The 17,316-nt window shown below is 66.8% G+C and carries 15 protein-coding genes; 8 read left to right on the top strand and 7 right to left on the bottom strand.

What is annotated here, in order from left to right:
• Genes ACFVV0_RS15595 through map form a run of 4 tightly spaced genes read right to left on the bottom strand, consistent with a single transcriptional unit; the run spans position 1 to position 4,899 of the window.
• Positions 1-726: a response regulator gene (locus ACFVV0_RS15595; RefSeq protein WP_387064926.1), complete on the bottom strand. Its 726-nt coding sequence runs from the start codon at positions 724-726 to the stop codon at positions 1-3.
• A complete protein-coding gene (locus ACFVV0_RS15590) occupies positions 723-3,221 on the bottom strand; it encodes an ATP-binding protein (RefSeq protein ID WP_387064924.1) in 2,499 nt (832 codons plus the stop codon). Before ACFVV0_RS15590 ends, ACFVV0_RS15595 begins: the two co-directional genes overlap by 4 nt.
• Before the next feature lie 20 nt (positions 3,222-3,241).
• Positions 3,242-4,003 (bottom strand): polyphosphate--glucose phosphotransferase, encoded by a 762-nt coding sequence (gene ppgK, locus ACFVV0_RS15585; protein ID WP_387064921.1) that lies wholly within the window; start codon positions 4,001-4,003, stop codon positions 3,242-3,244.
• Between the two features lie 29 nt (positions 4,004-4,032).
• Entirely contained in the window at positions 4,033-4,899 is an 867-nt protein-coding gene (gene map / locus ACFVV0_RS15580; RefSeq protein WP_387064918.1) for a type I methionyl aminopeptidase, read from the bottom strand.
• Positions 4,900-4,911: 12 nt separating this feature from the next.
• On the opposite strand from map, the gene ACFVV0_RS15575 reads away from it, so the two are divergent.
• Positions 4,912-5,124, top strand: coding sequence for an SPOR domain-containing protein (locus tag ACFVV0_RS15575; protein WP_387064916.1), 213 nt, complete (start codon positions 4,912-4,914; stop codon positions 5,122-5,124).
• Positions 5,125-5,163: 39 nt separating this feature from the next.
• On the opposite strand, the gene panB is transcribed toward ACFVV0_RS15575, so the two are convergent.
• Positions 5,164-6,009 (bottom strand): 3-methyl-2-oxobutanoate hydroxymethyltransferase, encoded by an 846-nt coding sequence (gene panB / locus ACFVV0_RS15570; RefSeq protein ID WP_387064913.1) that lies wholly within the window; start codon positions 6,007-6,009, stop codon positions 5,164-5,166.
• A gap of 103 nt (positions 6,010-6,112) precedes the next feature.
• On the opposite strand from panB, the gene ACFVV0_RS15565 reads away from it, so the two are divergent.
• The 6 genes from ACFVV0_RS15565 (at position 6,113) to ACFVV0_RS15540 (ending at position 14,448) form a co-directional block, all read left to right on the top strand.
• The gene (locus ACFVV0_RS15565; RefSeq protein WP_387064911.1) at positions 6,113-7,450 is read left to right on the top strand and encodes a glutamine synthetase family protein; all 1,338 of its coding nucleotides are present in this window, start codon (positions 6,113-6,115) and stop codon (positions 7,448-7,450) included.
• 24 nt (positions 7,451-7,474) lie between these two features.
• Positions 7,475-10,501, top strand: a complete 3,027-nt coding sequence (locus ACFVV0_RS15560; RefSeq protein WP_387064908.1) for a bifunctional [glutamine synthetase] adenylyltransferase/[glutamine synthetase]-adenylyl-L-tyrosine phosphorylase — start codon at positions 7,475-7,477, stop codon at positions 10,499-10,501.
• Between the two features lie 219 nt (positions 10,502-10,720).
• Positions 10,721-12,250: a glycosyltransferase gene (locus ACFVV0_RS15555; RefSeq protein ID WP_387065209.1), complete on the top strand. Its 1,530-nt coding sequence runs from the start codon at positions 10,721-10,723 to the stop codon at positions 12,248-12,250.
• Positions 12,243-13,697: a glycoside hydrolase family 26 protein gene (locus ACFVV0_RS15550; protein WP_387064906.1), complete on the top strand. Its 1,455-nt coding sequence runs from the start codon at positions 12,243-12,245 to the stop codon at positions 13,695-13,697. The genes ACFVV0_RS15555 and ACFVV0_RS15550 overlap by 8 nt, the downstream gene beginning before the upstream one ends.
• A gap of 38 nt (positions 13,698-13,735) precedes the next feature.
• Complete coding sequence (locus tag ACFVV0_RS15545; RefSeq protein ID WP_387064903.1) at positions 13,736-14,230, top strand: hypothetical protein; 495 nt, start codon at positions 13,736-13,738, stop codon at positions 14,228-14,230.
• Between the two features lie 32 nt (positions 14,231-14,262).
• Positions 14,263-14,448, top strand: coding sequence for a hypothetical protein (locus ACFVV0_RS15540; RefSeq protein WP_387064900.1), 186 nt, complete (start codon positions 14,263-14,265; stop codon positions 14,446-14,448).
• Positions 14,449-14,588: 140 nt separating this feature from the next.
• Here the strand turns inward: ACFVV0_RS15540 and glnA are convergent, their stop codons facing one another.
• Positions 14,589-16,013 (bottom strand): type I glutamate--ammonia ligase, encoded by a 1,425-nt coding sequence (glnA, locus tag ACFVV0_RS15535; protein ID WP_387064898.1) that lies wholly within the window; start codon positions 16,011-16,013, stop codon positions 14,589-14,591.
• A 140-nt stretch (positions 16,014-16,153) separates the two neighbouring features.
• Between glnA and ACFVV0_RS15530 the strand changes: the two genes are divergently transcribed.
• Positions 16,154-16,579: an RDD family protein gene (locus tag ACFVV0_RS15530; RefSeq protein WP_387064896.1), complete on the top strand. Its 426-nt coding sequence runs from the start codon at positions 16,154-16,156 to the stop codon at positions 16,577-16,579.
• Between the two features lie 32 nt (positions 16,580-16,611).
• Here ACFVV0_RS15530 and ACFVV0_RS15525 read toward each other — a convergent pair whose 3' ends face one another.
• Entirely contained in the window at positions 16,612-17,310 is a 699-nt protein-coding gene (locus ACFVV0_RS15525; RefSeq protein WP_387064893.1) for a DUF4191 domain-containing protein, read from the bottom strand.
• Positions 17,311-17,316: the final 6 nt, after the last annotated feature.

Here is a 17,316-nt window from a genome sequence, read left to right as displayed (position 1 = left end):
TCAGCCCTCGACGGCTGCGGCAGTCGCATCGGCTGCCGGATCGTCGGGGGAGAAGCGGTACCCCATCCCTGGTTCGGTCAGCAGGTACCGCGGGCTCGACGGCTCAGGCTCGAGCTTCTTGCGGAGCTGGGCGAGGTACAGGCGCAGGTAGCCCGTATCGCTGGTGTACTGCGGTCCCCACACGTGGGTGAGGAGCGCCTGGCGCGTGACGAGCTTGCGCGGGTTGCGCACGAGCACCTCGAGAATGGCCCACTCGGTCGGTGTGAGCCGCACCGGCTCCGTGCCGTTCGGGACCTTCCGGGTCACCTGGTGCGCGGCGAGGTCGACCGAGATGTTACCGAACGTCACGACGGGCTCGTCCGCGGTAGCAGGCTGGCGTCTGGTGAGGGCGCGGATGCGAGCGAGCAGCTCGTCGGCCGCGAACGGTTTGGTCACGTAGTCGTCGGCCCCCGCGTCGAGCGCGTCGACCTTGTCGCTTGAATCGATCCGGCCGGAGACGACGAGGATCGGCACCGCGCTCCAACCGCGGAGCCCCTCGATCACCTCGATGCCGTTCAGCTCGGGCATCCCGAGATCGAGCATCACCAGATCGGGATGCACTTCGACCGCCCGGCTCAACGCTTCGGCGCCGGTGCTGGCGACAGTGACCTGGTAACCGCGAGCGGTCAGCAGGATGCGCAGAGCGCGCAGGATCTGCTGGTCGTCGTCTGCGATCAGGATCTTCATGTGCGGCCCTCCTCGATACTCGTGTCGGCGACGGGAAGCGACACCACCATGGTCAGACCGCCACCGGGGGTGTCCTCGGCGTCGAGTGTTCCGCCCATCCCTTCGACGAATCCCTTCGAAAGCGCGAGGCCGAGGCCGATGCCCGTGTCGTTGTCGGTGTCGCCGAGTCGTTGGAACGGCACGAAGACCGCTTCTCGGCGTTCGCCGGGGATCCCTGGTCCATGATCCACCACCCGCACCTCCACGTGACCGCCGAACGCGCTGGCGGCGATGGTCGGTCGAACACCGGGTGGGCTGAACCGGAGGGCGTTGCTGAGCAGGTTGACCAGCACTCGTTGCAGGAGGACCGCATCGGTTTCGACCGCCGGGAGGGTGGTCGGCAGGTCGAGGTCGACCTCGGCCGGGCCGATCGACAGCTCGTCGAGAGCCGACGGCACGATGTCGTCGAGGTCGGTCGGCGCCAGCGAGACGGCCAGCACGCCTGCCTGGACGCGGCTGACATCGAGCAGGTTGGTGACCAGCGACGCGAGGCTGCTCAGGCTCTCCTCCGCCGTCTCGAGCAGGGCCTCGCGGTCGTCGTCGCTCAGCCGGATGTCCTTCTGGTGCAGGGTGGTGACGGCAGCCGTCGCCGCGGCGAGCGGGCGCCGCAGATCGTGTCCGACCGCGGCGAGCAGTGCGCTGCGCACCCGATCGGTTTCGGCGAGCGGGCCGAGCGCGCTCGCCGTCTCGGAGAGCTCGCTGTGCTCGAGTGCTGCGTCGAGCTGACTGAGGATGACAGCGAGCAGCCGGCGGTCGGCGGCCTCGAGGTCGTGACCGGACAGCTCGAGCGTCGCGTGTTCCCCGACCGGAAAGATCTGCGTGTGCTCCGCATCGGCGGGCTCGCCATCCGTCGTGAGCACGTCGTCGCCGTGGAGCAGCCGCACGCCGCTGAGCCCGAACGCCTCACGGGTGCGGCTGACCAGGGCTTGGAGGGAGTCCTCGCCCCGGATGACCCCGCCGGCCACCGTGGCGAGCAGTTCGGCCTCGGCGCCGGCCCGCGTCGCTGCACGGCTGCGGCGAGCCGCCAGGTCGACCACGAGGCTGACGAGCGTGGCGATGACGAGGAAGAGCACGATCGCGAGCAGGTGCAGCGGTTCGCTGATCCGGATCGTGTAGAGCGGCTCCACGAAGAAGAAGTCGAGAGTGATGCCCGCCAGCAGTGCGGCGCAGAGGGCCGGCCAGATCCCGCCGACCAGGGCGACCAGAACGATGAGGAGCTGATAGCTGAGCACGTTGCTGGTCATCGAGTCCGCCGTGCGCAGAGTCGACAGCAGCCAGGTCAGCAACGGGATGCCGACCACGGCGATCACGAATCCGTAGACGCGTCGCCGGGTGGTGAGGCCGCCGCCGATGCGCGGAAGCGAGAAGCGACCGCCGGCCTGCGAGTGCGTCACGATGTGCACGTCGATGTCGCCGGATTCGCGGGTGACGGTCGCCCCGATCCCCGGACCGGTGAGGAGCGCCGCGAGCCTGCTGCGTCGGCTGACCCCGATCACCAGCTGGGTCGCGTTCGAGCCGCGTGCGAAATCGACGAGTGCCTGTGGGATGTCGTTGCCGATCACCTGGTGATAGCTGCCGCCGAGCTGCTCGACCAGTGAGCGCTGGGCGGCCAGGGTGCCGGGACTGCCTTCTCTCAGTCCGTCCTGGCTCGTCACGTGCACAGCGAGCAGTTCGCCCCCGGTCGAGCGGGCGGCGATGCGGGCGCCGCGCCGCACGAGGGTGTCGCCCTCCGGGCCGCCCGTGAGCGCCACCACGACACGTTCGCGAGCCTCCCACTTGCCGGCGATCCCGTGTTCGGCCCGGTATCGCTGAAGCGAGCTGTCGACCTCGTCGGCGAGCCAGAGCAGGGCGAGCTCGCGCAGAGCAGTGAGGTTGCCCAGGCGGAAGTAGTTGGACAGGGCGGCATCGACGCGCGCGGCAGGATAGACGACGCCGTCGGCGAGCCGGGCTCGGAGCGCCTGCGGAGCGAGGTCGACGACCTCGATCTGATCGGCGCGGCGCAGAACCGAATCGGGGATCGTCTCACGCTGCTGGGCGCCGGTGATCTGCTCGACCACGTCGTTCAGCGATTCGATGTGCTGGATGTTCACCGTCGACATCACGTCGATGCCCGCGGCGAGCATCGACTCCACGTCCTCCCAGCGCTTCTGGTGCTGCGACCCCGGAGCGTTGGTGTGCGCGAGTTCGTCGACGAGTGCGAGCTCGGGGGCCCGGGCGAGCACCGCATCCAGGTCCAGCTCGGTCAGCTCGATTCCGCGGTGCTCGACCACCCGTCGGGGAACGACCTCCAAGCCTTCGAGGAGGCTGGCGGTGGCGGCGCGACCGTGCGTCTCCACGACGCCGACCACCACATCTGTGCCGAGAGCCCGCAGGCGCCTGCCCTCTTCGAGCATCGCGTACGTCTTGCCGACACCAGGCGCGGCGCCGAGCATGACCCGCAGGTGACCTCGTGCCATTCGACTACTCGTCCGCCTTCCTAACGGTCTGTGCGCACCGCCAGCGCCGCAGCCCCGAGAATTCCCGCATTGTTGCGGTGCACCGCCGGGACGATCTCGGTCTTGAGGTCGAGCAAGGGCAGGAAGTCCTGGTAGTTCTTCGACACACCGCCGCCGACGATGAACAGGTCGGGGGTGAAGAGGAATTCGAGGGTCGAATAGTACTTCTGGAGACGCTTCGCCCACTTCTCCCAGCTCAGGGTCTCGCGTTCCTTGGCGGAGTACGCGGCTCGCGACTCGGCGTCGTGCCCGTCGATCTCGAGGTGACCGAGCTCGGCGTTCGGGATGAGGACGCCGTCGTAGATCAGCGCGGAGCCGATTCCCGTGCCGAGCGTCGTCATGAGCACGAGGCCCTTGCGATCGCGTGCCGCGCCGAACCGGCTCTCGGCGTAGCCCGCGGCATCGGCGTCGTTGACGAAGTGGATGTCGCGCTCGAGCGCTTTCTCGAAAAGCTTCTCCGCGGGCAGATCGATCCACTTCTTGGACACGTTCGCCGCGGACATGGTCACCCCGTGGCTGACGATCGCGGGAAAGCAGACGCCCACCGCCGCATCCGGCTGCTCGGCGGCCAGTTTGTCGACGATCTCCTTCGTAGTCTGCACGATGTCGTCGGGCTCTCCGCCCTCCGGCGTCGGCAGTTTGATCCTGTCGCTGACGAGCTCTCCGGAGTCGAGGTCGACGAGGCCTCCCTTGATTCCGGTTCCTCCGATGTCGATTCCGATGGCGATGTTCTGAGCGCTCATGCGTCGAATCTACCTTCCTGTGGCGTCGATCACGGAAGTGTCAGCACCTCCGCGCCGCGTTCCGTGACGACGAGGGTGTGCTCGAACTGCGCTGTGATGCTCTTGTCGCGAGTCACGACCGTCCAGTCATCCGGCCAGATGTCCCACTCGTGGGTGCCGAGGGTGAGCATGGGCTCGATGGTGAACACCATGCCCACCTTCATCTCGGTGTCGTAGAGGGGCGCCGAATCGTAGTGCGGGATGATCAGGCCCGAGTGGAAGGAGGCCCCCACCCCGTGTCCCGTGTAGTCGCGCACCACTCCGTAGCCGAAGCGTCTGGCGTACGACTCGATCGCGCGGCCGACGACGTTGACCTGACGGCCGGGTGCGACCGCCTTGATGCCGCGGTTCAGCGCCTCACGCGTGCGCTCGACGAGCAGTGCGACGTCTTCGGATGCGGTGCCGGCGATGAAGGTCTGGTTGCTGTCGCCGTGATAGCCGTTCTTGAACGCCGTGATGTCGATGTTGACGATGTCGCCGTCCTCCAGCACGGTGTCGTCCGGGATGCCGTGGCAGATCACCTCGTTGACCGAGGTGCAGATCGACTTCGGATAGCCGCGGTAGCCCAGCGTCGACGGATACGCGTCGTTCGCCAGCAGGAATTCGTGCCCGATGATGTCGAGCTCCTCGGTCGTGATCCCGGGCCGCACCGCCTGGCCGACCAGCTCGATCGCCTGCGCGGCGATGCGGCCGGATTGACGGATGAGCTCGATCTCCTCCGCCGTGTAGACGTCGTCGCCCGCATACGGGGTCGGCGCCTTCTTGCCGACGTATTCCGGCCGCGGAATGCTCGCGGGTACGGGCCGCATCGGCGAGATGCGTCCGGGGATCAGGTGACCGGCGGAATCCTTGGGCATAGGATCAAGCTTATGACCGGCGAAGACGACCACGGCATCAAACAGGACGCGGAGCACCGCTACTGGTACAACATGAAGACCGGCGAGGTCGAGCAGGGTTTCGTCTCGCCTGCGCCTGACCGGGTCGGACCCTTCGACACGCGCGCGGAGGCCGAGCACGCGCTCGAGAAGCTTCGCGAGAACAGCGCCAAGTGGGCAGAGGAAGACGCTCGCGACGACCGCTGAGCGCTGCAGAGCTGAGCTCAGCTGAGCTGAGCGCTGCTGCTAGAAGCTGTGCTCCTCGGTGGGGAACGACCCGCCCTGCACATCGGCCTTGAACGCGGTGGCCGCATCCGACAGCACGCCCTTCAGGTCGGCGTACTGCTTCACGAACTTCGGGATGCGTCCCGTGCTGAGGCCCGCCCAGTCGGTCCAGACGAGGAGCTGACCGTCCACATCCGGTCCCGCACCGACGCCGATGGTGGGGATGCGCAGTTCGGCGGTCACGCGTGCTGCCACCGCCGCGGGCACCATCTCCATGACCACGGCGAAGGCTCCGGCGTCTTCGACGGCGTGCGCGTCGGCGAGCAATTGCTCGGCCCCCGCACCGCGACCCTGGATGAGGTGGCCGCCGAGGCCGTGCTCGCTCTGCGGCGTGAAACCGATGTGCGCCATGACCGGGATGCCTGCATCCACGATGCGGCGGATCTGGTCGGCACTGCGCACGCCACCCTCCAGCTTCACAGCGTGGGCGCCCGTCTCCTTCATGAACCGGATCGCGGTGTGCAGAGCCTCGAGGGCGCCGGTCTCGTACGAGCCGAACGGCATGTCGGCGACGACGAACGCCCGCTTGACCGCACCGGCGACCGCCCGGGTGAGGGGGATGAGGTCGTCGATCGTCACCGGAAGGGTGGTCTCATAGCCGAGCACGTTGTTGCCCGCCGAGTCGCCGACCAGGAGGAAGTCGATTCCGGCCGCGTCGAAGATCTCGGCGGTGAGCTGGTCGTAGCTCGTGAGGCCGGTGAACTTGGTGCCCTCTTCCTTGGCCGTCTGGAAGTGTCTCGTGCGAACCCGCTTGAGCGATTGCATCGAGGGCGGAGTGACGGAGGGCATCGGCGACTGCTCAGACATGCGCTCAGTCTAGTGAGAACGGCTCGGCCCGAATCGGAGCGCACGATTGCCGAAGCGGAGGCGGCCGAGCCAGTAGTCTGGGAAGGCTGACGAAAGGGGCACGATGGACAAGCAGCGCGACTTCGTTCTTCGCACGATCGAGGAACGTGGCATCAAGTTCGTGAGGCTGTGGTTCACCGACGTCGTCGGCACGCTCAAGTCGGTCGCGATCGCCCCGGCCGAGGTCGAAGGCGCCTTCAGCGAGGGTCTCGGCTTCGACGGCTCGGCCATCGAGGGACTGACCCGTGCCTACGAGTCCGACCTGCTCGCGCATCCCGACCCCACCACGTTCCAGATCCTGCCGTGGCGCGGCGAGATCGACCCGACCGCGCGCATGTTCTGCGACATCACCACGCCCGACGGGCTGCCATCGGTCTCCGACCCTCGCAACGTGCTCAAGCGCACGCTCGAGAAGGCGGCCGATCGCGGGTTCACCTTTTACACGCATCCCGAGATCGAGTTCTACCTGCTCAAGTCGTCGGCGTACGGTCCGGACGGCCCCGAACCCGTGGACTCGGCCGGCTACTTCGACAATGTTCCAGGCGGCACCGCCCACGACTTCCGCCGCCGCTCCGTGCGGATGCTCGAAGACCTCGGCATCTCGGTCGAATTCAGCCACCACGAGGCGGGGCCGGGCCAGAACGAGATCGACCTGCGCTACGCGGATGCGCTCACCACGGCCGACAACATCATGACGTTCCGCACGGTCGTCAAAGAGGTCGCCATCGAGCAGGGCGTCTACGCCACGTTCATGCCGAAGCCCCTCTCTGGCCACCCGGGTTCCGGGATGCACACCCATATGTCCCTCTTCGAAGGCGACACAAACGCGTTCTACGAAGCCGGCGCCGAATACCAGCTCTCCAAGGTCGGCCGTCACTTCATCGCGGGCCTGCTGAGGCACGCGCCGGAGATCACCGCGGTCACCAATCAGTTCGTCAACTCGTACAAGCGCCTCTGGGGCGGTGACGAGGCTCCCAGCTTCGTCTGCTGGGGCCACAACAACCGCTCGGCTCTCGTGCGGGTTCCGCTGTACAAGCCGAACAAGGGCCAGAGCTCGCGCGTCGAGTATCGCGCCATCGACTCGGCCGCCAACCCGTACCTGGCGTTCTCGCTCATGCTCGCGGCCGGGCTCAAGGGCATCGAGGAGCAGTACGAGCTCCCGCCCGAGGCCGAGAACAACGTCTGGGCCTTGAGCGACGCCGAGCGTCGCGCCCTCGGCTACAACCAGTTGCCCGCGAGCCTCGATCACGCCATCCAGTTGATGGAGGAGTCGGAGCTCGTCGCCGAGACGCTCGGCGAGCAGGTCTTCAACTACGTGCTCCTCAACAAGCGCCAGGAGTGGGCCGCCTACCGCGCCCAGGTCACCCCGTACGAATTGCGCACCAACCTCGAGATCCTCTAGGCGATAGCGACAGCTGCCCGACCGATGACCCGCGACCAGCTCTCCCTGACCATTCTGGCGCGGTCGGGCTTCGTCGGCCTGAGCTCCGTGCGCGCACAGCTCGACGAGCTCGCCGAACTGTCGGGGCGGCCGATCGAGGGGATGCTCCCGGCGTTCGCTGCGGCAGCCGATCCCGATTCAGCGCTCGCCTGCCTGCTGACGCTGGTGCGGCGCGCTCCCGAGACCGTCTCCCGGCTCCTGTCCCGGGAACAGGATGCGCAGCGCCTTCTCCGGGTGATCGGCGCATCCGAGGGCCTCGCCGAGTTCTTCCTGCGGCAGCCCGCCGAGCTGGCCGCCCTGGCGAAACCGGTGGAGAGCGTGCCGGCGGCCGAGGAGCTCCGCCGCGACCTGCTCGAGTCGGTCGGTGCTCGCGACGGCTTCGCGGAGATCTCGGAGGAGGCGGCGTGGACCGCCCTGCGCATCCGGTACCGTCGGCGCCTGGCGCAGCTGGTGGTCTTCGACCTGGAGCAGGACGACCCGGTCGACGGCCTCGACGCCGTAGCGGCGGCGCTGGCCGACCTCTCGGCCGCGGCTTTGGAGGCATCGCTCGCAGTGGCCCGTCGGCAGGCGACCGGCTCCGGTCCCGGACGCTTTCCCGAAGCAGAGGTGCGCGCGACCAAGCTGGCGGTCATCGGGATGGGCAAGGCCGGCGCGCGCGAACTCAACTACGTGAGCGATGTCGATGTGATCTTCGTCGCCGAGGGCGATGAGGAGGACGGCGTCTCGAACGGTCGCGCGGTCGACATCGCCACCCGCTTGGCCGTGCTGATGATGCGGGGGATCGACGCTCCTGCGATCGAGCCGGGACTCTGGGAGGTCGACCCGAACCTTCGGCCGGAGGGCAAGGACGGCGCCCTCGTGCGCACGCTCGACTCCCACCTGGCCTACTACGACCGCTGGGCGAAGGGGTGGGAGTTCCAGGCACTCCTCAAGGCGCGTCCGCTCGCCGGCGACCTGGGACTCGGCCAGCGCTACGTCGACGCCCTCTCGCCGAAGGTCTGGCACAGCGCGTCCCGCGAGAACTTCGTCGAGTCGGTGCAGCGGATGCGCGAGCGCGTGACCGACCACATCCCCGACGACGAAGTGGAGTACCAGCTCAAGCTCGGGCCGGGTGGCCTGCGCGACGTGGAGTTCACCGTTCAGCTGCTGCAGCTCGTGCACGGTCAGACCGACGACCGGGTGCACCAGCGGGCGACCCTGCCCGCCCTGGCCGCGCTGGCCTCCCAGGGATACATCGGGCGCGAGGAGTCCGCAGCGTTCTCCCGCGACTACCGCACACTCCGCCTCCTCGAGCATCGCCTGCAGCTGCGCCACCTGCGACGCACCCATCTCATGCCGCGGGATGAGGGCGATGTCCGCGTGCTCGCTCGCGCATCCGGGCTGGCCACCGGCGCGACGCAACTGCTCGAGATGTGGACGGCCATCAAGCACCGCGTGCGCGGACTGCACGAGCGGCTCTTCTATCGCCCACTGCTCAGTGCCGTCGCAGCCACACCCAGCGAGGACACCAAGCTCACCGGAGAGGCCGGCCTGACGAGCGCCCAGGCTGAAGCGCGCCTGGCGGCGATCGGCTTCCGCGACCCGAAGGGCGCACTCGCGCACATTGCGGCACTCACCGGGGGAGTGTCGCGCCGGGCGACCATCCAGCGCCATCTCCTGCCGGTGATGCTGCAGTGGTTCGCCGACGGCGCCGACCCCGATTACGGACTCCTCACGTTCCGGCGGCTGAGTGAAGACCTCGGCTCGACGCACTGGTACCTGCGGATGCTGCGCGACTCCACCGGCGCGGCCGAGCGTCTGACGCGGGTGCTCTCGGGCTCGCGGTTCGCGGGCGAGCTGCTGGGACGCATCCCCGAGTCCGTCGCCTGGCTGGAGTCGGAGGAGGAGCTCCGCCCCCGGTCGGCCGAGCTGCTGCGGGAGGAGACCAGGGCGATCCTCGCCCGGCACCAGGCTCCCGAGACCGCGGCCGCGGCTATGCTCGCCGCCCGTCGGCGTGAGGTGCTTCGGCTCGCGTTCTCGGGCATCCTCGGCATCTCCACGATCGAGGAGCTTGCAGACGGACTGAGCGCCGTCACGGAGAACGTGATCGCCGGCGTGCTGGAGGCCGTGCGCGGTTCCCGGCAGGATCGGGACAGTATCGAGTTCGCTGTGATCGGCATGGGCCGGTTCGGTGGCCGCGAGCTCGGCTTCGGTTCGGACGCCGACGTCATGTACGTGTTCCGCGACCGCTCGGACGATCCGGACGCGGCGCACAAGACCGCCCTCGCGATCGTCTCCGACCTGAACCGGCTCACCGAGGACAACCGGCTTCCGCTCGACCTCGACATCGGGCTGCGTCCGGAGGGCAAGAACGGCCAGCCGGTGCGCTCGCTCGAGTCGTACCGGGCCTACTATCGTCGCTGGTCGCTCACCTGGGAGGCTCAGGCGCTGCTGCGCGCCCGTGGAGTCGCCGGGGATGCGTCCCTGCTCGCCGACTTCGAACAGCTCGCCGACGAGGTGCGCTACCCCCAGAGCATCGGCGAGCAGGCCGTGCGCGAGGTGCGCCGCATCAAGGCCCGCGTGGAGAACGAGCGCCTTCCGCAGGGTGCCGATCCGACTCGGCACCTCAAGCTGGGACGCGGATCGCTGAGCGACGTCGAATGGTTCGTGCAGCTCATCCAGTTGCAGCATGCCGCCGCGGAGCCGTCACTGCGCACGACGTCGACCCTCGATGCCCTGGCGGAGGCGGCGGCGCACGGCTTCGTGAGCGAAGAGGATGCGGTGAAACTCCGCGACGCGTGGGTGTTCGCATCCCGAGCCCGCTCTGCGATGACCCTCTGGACCAACAAGACGGCGGATGTGCTCCCGTCCGACCGCGTGCAGCTCGACGGCGTCGCTCGACTGCTGGAATACCCGCCCGGTTCGGCGAGCCAGCTGGAGCAGGACTACCTCGCCGTCACCCGGCGGGCGCGGGCCGTCTTCGAGCGTTCCTTCTACGGCGCGCCCGAGCGGGCCACTCCCACGACCGCATAAAGCGGCCTGACGGAACCTGACGACGCGCGCGGCCGACTGCGCAGTTTCGAGCAGGTGGCCATAGCCGGGCAATATGTCACGCGTGTTAAGACTGCGCGACCAACGCGTGGCAACCCTTGTCTGATTTCTGTGAGGGCCCCCACAATTGGGGCCACTACCCCCTCGGTTCCGCAACGGCGTGGATGCCACATCCCTACGACTGCGAGAGCAGGTACGGCCGTGTTCATCTTCATACTTCAACTTCGCCACATGCTCGGGGGTCATCCTGAGCTGTATTTGTTCGCTGTGTATTCGGCGATCATCTGGGTCATTTGGATTATCAAGGTGGTGGTTTCGAAGCGGTATCGGGCGTACACCGAGGATTTCGCGGTGTCGACGAGTGTGGTGGTTCCGGTGGTGGATGAGCCGTTGGATCTGTTCCGGGATGTGCTGGGCCGGATGGTGGAGCAGCGGCCGGGGGAGATCATCGTGGTGATCAATGGGGCGCCGAACCCGGGGTTGGTGGAGGTGTGCGAGGAGTTCGCGCCGTTGGTGCGGTGGGTGCACACGCCGATTCCGGGGAAGCGGAACGCGGTGATGATCGGGACGCGGATGTCGTCGGGGGATGTGACGGTGTTGGTGGACTCGGACACGGTGTGGACGCCGAATGTGTTGAGCGAGTTGGTGAAGCCGTTCAAGGATGAGCGGGTCGGTGGGGTGACGACGAAGCAGCGGATTCTGGAGCCGGAGCGGTCGTGGATCACCCGGTGGGCGGACTGGTTGGAGAATTCGCGGGCGTTGTATTCGATGCCGGCGCAGTCGGTGGTGGGTCAGATCGGGTGTTTGCCGGGGCGGACGATCGCGTTCCGCCGGTCGATTCTGATGCGGGTGATGGACAAGTTCATGACCGAACGGTTCCTGGGGGTGTTCCTGGAGGTGTCCGATGACCGCACGTTGACGAATCTGACGTTGAAGGAGGGGTATCGGACGGTGTACCAGCACACGTCGCTGGTGTACACGGATGCGCCGTTGAAGGTGAAGAAGCTGTTCAAGCAGCAGTTGCGGTGGGCGCGCGGGTCGCAGTACAACACGTTGCGGATGCTGCCGTGGATGCTGGGCCACGCACCCCTGTTGGCGTTCTTCTTCCTCACCGACATCCTGCTCCCCTTCATCCTCGCCGGCGTCCTCGGCGGCTGGATCTACCGCTCCCTCACCGGCCAGGGCTACAACTTCTATCAAAAGTTCCTCGATCTGTACGGCATTCAGGGCGGCATCCTGGCGGTGGTCGGACTCATGGTGGCGTCATCCGTGATCAGCATGTCGATCCGGCAGATCCGCCACTTGGCCGAGAAGCCCAGTGACTTCTTCCGGTTGCCGGTGTTCATCATCGTGTCCACGTTCTTCCTGATGCCGATCCGCCTGATCGGGTTCTTCCGGATGGCCCACGCCTCCGGCTGGGGCACCCGCTCCGGCGCGTACGCCGGCGGATCCGACGAACAGACCCAGGACGAGTCCGGATCGATCCCGTCCGTCCCCGTGGGAGCCGACCGATCCGCGAACGAGCCGGATCCCTTCGAACAGCTGGGCATCTCCGGCACGGCGACGATGGTTGCCGTGCGGCCTCGGACCGCCCATGCCACGCGGCCGACGGTCGCTCACGCCTCGCCCGTGCGAACCCGGCGGCGCGTCCGCCGGTTCAATCCGCTGGCGGCCCTCCCGTACCTGATCGGACTCACGATTCTTGCTTTGGAGGCGATGATTCTTGTCTAGCTCGACTTTCTCCTGGTGGGCACGCAACCGCTCCCACGCGCGTATCACGGCCGCATCCCTCACCGTCCTGGCACTCGTGCTCGGCGGTCTCACCTACTTCGTGTGGACCACCCCTGACACCGGGGTCCGTCAGGCCCGCGACACGGCGATCGCCGCCGTCAATCCCATCGCAGCCCAGAACGAGGCGCTGCAGACCCGGTTGAGTTCGGCGAAGAAGACCATCACGGTGCAACAGCTGAAACTCCGGAGGGCCGCCGCCGCAGCAGCGGTCGCAGCCGCCGCCCACGCCAAACAGCTCGCAACCGCGCAACAGCAGGTGACGGCTGCGCAGCAGCAGGCAGCGCAACTGAAAGCCCAGCTGTCAGAGGCGAACGCCGACTCGGGTGGTACGGGTGGCGTCTCGCCGCGAAGCGGAACGGGTTCGGGCAAGCGGAACACCACCGCGTCGGCACCGATCACCGCGCCGAGTCGCGCTGAGCTGCTCGCGCCCGCCAAGCGATACTTCGGGATGTACACCGAGCAGGCACCGTTCAACTGGGCGACTCTCGATGCCACGTCGAAGAAGATCGGCGTGCAGCCCAACCTGGTCGGCTACTTCACGGGCTGGGATGAGAACTTCCGAACGAGCGCCGTCACCCGGGCCTGGCAGGCGGGCCGGCTGCCCCTCATGACGTGGGAATCGCGACCGATCGCGGCCGGCAACGACTCCAATGTCGCCCCCGACTACTCCCTGCCCAAGATCATCGGCGGATCGTTCGACGCCTACCTGCACCAGTACGCGAAGGACATCGTCTCCACCGGCCTGCCGCTCGCGATCCGTCTCGACCACGAGATGAACGGCACGTGGTACCCGTGGTCGGAGAGGAACGGCTCCAACCGGTCGATCAACGGCAACAACGTCGGAGACTACGTGAAGATGTGGCGGCACGTGCACGACATCTTCCAGGCCGAGGGGGCGAACGACCTGGTGATCTGGGTCTGGGCGCCCAACATCACCAACAACATGCAACCGGCCTCCCACACGACCCAGGAGTTTCTTGCCGGCTACTACCCGGGCGACGACTACGTCGATTGGGTCGGCCTCTCCGGCTACCTCCGTCCGCCGTGGCGCGCCGGCAACAACTTCACGTTCGACTACACGTACACCTCGACGCTCAACCAGCTTCGCGCGCTCACGTCGAAACGGATCCTGCTGGCCGAGGTGGGCGCATCCGAAACCGACGGGCACAAACCGGGCTGGGTGAAGACCTTCTTCGAGGGATTCGCGAACCCGGCCAACGCCGACATCATCGGCTTCTCCTGGTTCAGCCTCGCGATCACGAGCTATGTCGGAGGCGAACGCTCGACCAACGACTGGCGCATCGACTCGCGATCCGACTCGCTCAAGGCCTTCAGCACCGGCATCTCCCGGCCCGAAGGCAACTTCACCCTGATTCCCGCAGACTGACCGGTGCTAGCGTCAGCGTACGAACAAGGGAGTCAACGATGACACTCGACGGACTGCAAGCGATGATCACAGATGCCAATGGCTCGTGGGCCAAGATGGAGATCTGGGAAGACTACAGAGGAGAGCCGCCGATAGCGCACAAGGCACTCTCGATGGCTCTTGAGCTCTTGCACGACGACGAGCCCCGGTTCGTCCATCTCCGCGCCACCTCCGACGCGCCCGACTTCGAGCTGCTGATCTTCACTGACGACCGCATTGTCAGCGTCGAGTATGACGGTGAAGCCAACAACCCGGTCGGCAGAACGATCTCGAGGCGATCGATCAGCCGACTGGACCTTCGATCCGTGAACGTCACCACGATGCCGCAGCACGGATCGAGTCAACAGCCTTTGACCTACCTCGTTGAATATGCGGACCTCAGCCTCACCCTGACAACCGCCGATGTCCCCGTTCGCGAACGACGGGAAGCCATCTCTGCTCTCTTTCCGACCGTTCTGAACGACTGGGAGACCAGAAGATTCGAGCGTGGCTAGCTGCACGACGGGTTCGGACGTACGGTGTGGACATGTTGATCCTCGCAATAGTCCTGGTCGTGCTGTGGGTAATCCTTGCCATCGTCGGGTTTGCCATCAAGGGCCTGCTGTGGCTTGGCATCATCGGAGTCGTCTTAGCACTTGCCACGCTGTTGATCAGTGGCCTGCGGCGCTCGGCCCAGTCGAAACGAAATCACCCGACACCACCGACGCCCTGATCGCGTCGGCCGCGCTTGCGGCCGTGCACGGATCCCCGGACAGAAGAAGAGTCCGCCCGGGCCGCGGTATCGGTCGCTTTCGCGGACCGTCCTACGACTCGGGCGGACTCTCTACGGACTGAGGCGTCCGGGCGTTCTGCCTAGACGCCGAAGTACAGCTCGTACTCGAACGGGTGCGGACGCTGCGCGAGGGGCTTGATCTCCTTCTCGCGCTTGTAGTCGATCCAAGTCTCGATGAGCTCCGGAGTGAACACGCCGCCGGCGAGCAGGAAGTCGTGGTCGGCCTCGAGCGCGTCGAGAACCTCCGCGAGCGTTCCCGGAACCTGCGGGATGTTCTTTGCCTCCTCGGGCGGGAGCTCGTAGAGGTCCTTGTCCACCGGTTCGTGCGGCTCGATGCGGTTCTTGATGCCGTCGAGCCCGGCCATGAGCTGGGCGGCGAACGCGAGGTACGGGTTGCCCGACGCATCCGGAGCGCGGAACTCGATGCGCTTGGCCTTCGGGTTCGTGCCCGTGATCGGGATGCGGATCGACGCCGACCGGTTACCGGCCGAGTAGACCAGGTTGACCGGGGCCTCGAAGCCGGGAACCAGGCGGTGGTAGGAGTTCACCGTCGGGTTCGTGAACGCGAGCACCGCGGGGGCGTGCTTGAGCAGGCCGCCGATGTACCAGCGAGCGATGTCGGAGAGACCGCCGTAACCAGCCTCGTCGTAGAACAGCGGCTTGCCGTCGTTCCACAGCGACTGGTGGGTGTGCATCCCAGAGCCGTTGTCACCGAAGAGGGGCTTCGGCATGAAGGTCGCGACCTTGCCCCAGTTCTCCGCCGTGTTCTTGACGATGTACTTGAACTTGAGGATGTCGTCGGCCGCGTGGACCATGGTGTCGAAGCGGTAGTTGATCTCCGCCTGACCGCCGGTGCCCACCTCGTGGTGCGCGCGCTCCAGGATCAGGCCGGCATCGATCAGCTTGAGCGAGATGTCGTCGCGCAGGTCGGCCTGCTTGTCGACCGGGCTCACGGGGAAGTATCCGCCCTTGTACGGGGTCTTGTTGGCGAGGTTTCCGCCCTCTTCGGCACGGCCGGTGTTCCAGGCGCCCTCTTCGGAGTCGACCGAGTAGAAGCTCGAGTGCTGGTTCACCTCGTAACGCACGTCGTCGAAGATGTAGAACTCCGCCTCGGGAGCGAAGAACGCGGTGTCGGCGATGCCGGTGGAGGCGAGGTACTTCTCCGCCTTCTTGGCGACCTGGCGCGGGTCCTTCGCGTAGATCTCGCCGTTGCGCGGGTTGTAGATGTCGAAGACCATGATCAGGGTGCGCTCGACGCGGAAGGGGTCGACGTATGCGGTGGAGACGTCGGGGATGAGCTGCATGTCCGACTCGTGGATCGACGCGAAGCCGCGGATGGACGAGCCGTCGAACAGCTGACCGACGGAGAAGAACTCCTCGTCGACGGTCGCGGCGGGAATGTTGAAGTGCTGCTGCACACCGGGCAGATCGGTGAAGCGGATATCAAGGAACTTGACGTCGGTGTCCTTGATGAACTTGAGCACCTCGGAAGAATCACGGAACATGCGGAGGACTCCCAAATGGCTTGAAGCGGTGCGGACTACACCTGCAGCCCACGAGCCCACCGTACGGGCAAGGAGTTTCCCCGCCGTGACGCAAATGTTTCAGGCATGTTACGTGTACCCCGGGCCGGTAAACTTGCCCGGTGCCCCAGAACCAGCAGAACCCCCGTTCCGGTCCGATCGCGCCGAGTCGCTTCCCGGGCGAGCGCCTCGGCCTTCCCGAGACCGGGCGCGGCTCGGTCGGGCGCGTGGGCCGGCGCATCGGTGCGATCGTCGTCGACTGGGGCATTGCGGCCCTCATCTCGTGGGCGTTCTTCCACTACGACCCGCTGGCGAACATCCTGATCTTCGCGGTGATGCAGATCGTGTTCATCCCGACCATCGGCGGCAGCATCGGGCACAGGCTGTTCGGGATGCGCGTGGTGGCGATCCGCGGCGGCTGGGTCGGCCTCTGGCGCCCGGTCGTGCGCACCCTGCTGCTGTCGATCGCTGTTCCCGCACTGGTGTGGGACTCGGACCAACGCGGCTTCCACGACAAGATCGCGGGAACGGTGCTCATCCGCGCCTGACCTGTGGCGGAGCTAGCCGGCGCGTGCCGGAGCTAGCGTGAGCGCTGGGCGCGGACCTTCATCGGGTCGATGCCCTTGGGGATGGGCATCGGGTTCTCGAGCGACTGGAGGCGGTTGCTGATCGCGAGCACCTCGGGCTTGGTGAGACTCGGCTTGATCTTCGCGAGGGTGCGCGGGATTCGGTGCAGGGGCACGGAGTCCGGGTCGGGGCCGACAGTGATGACGGTCACCGGCACGTTCGGCAGCACGCGGCCGACCTTGCGACGCTCCTCGTCGCTCATGCGGGACGTGCGGGACTTGGGTCCCTCGCTGATCAGCACGACGCCGCCGCGCCCGACGGCACGATAGACCGCATCCTGCGTCTTGCCGTTGACCGCGATCGGCATCTCGGAACCGCGCCAACTGCGCTTGAGCGAGCTGCGCAGCACCGCACCGACCGCGCCGGGCTGGCCTTCGATCTGCGAGTACGCGGCACGTTCGGCACGACGGCCGAGGATGATCAGCGCGATGAGGACACCGGCGAGCACGCCCGCCAGAATCCAGAGCACCATCGTGAACACGTTGCCGTCGGAGAAGAAGATCGACACGAGGACACCGATGACGACCGGCAGCGCGAAGCCGCCGATGATGTAAGCGAGGGCCCGGTTATCGTAGCGGCGGGTCATCTGGAAGACCTGCCACATCTGCTTCAGACGGCCGGGCTCCTTGGTGGACTTGTCCTTGCGTGCCATGGTCAC

It is taken from the genome of Leifsonia sp. NPDC058230 (assembly GCF_042882245.1).
Classification (GTDB): domain Bacteria; phylum Actinomycetota; class Actinomycetes; order Actinomycetales; family Microbacteriaceae; genus Leifsonia.
Note: the sequence above shows the minus strand (reverse complement) of the source record. Positions and strands in the feature narration are given on the sequence as shown.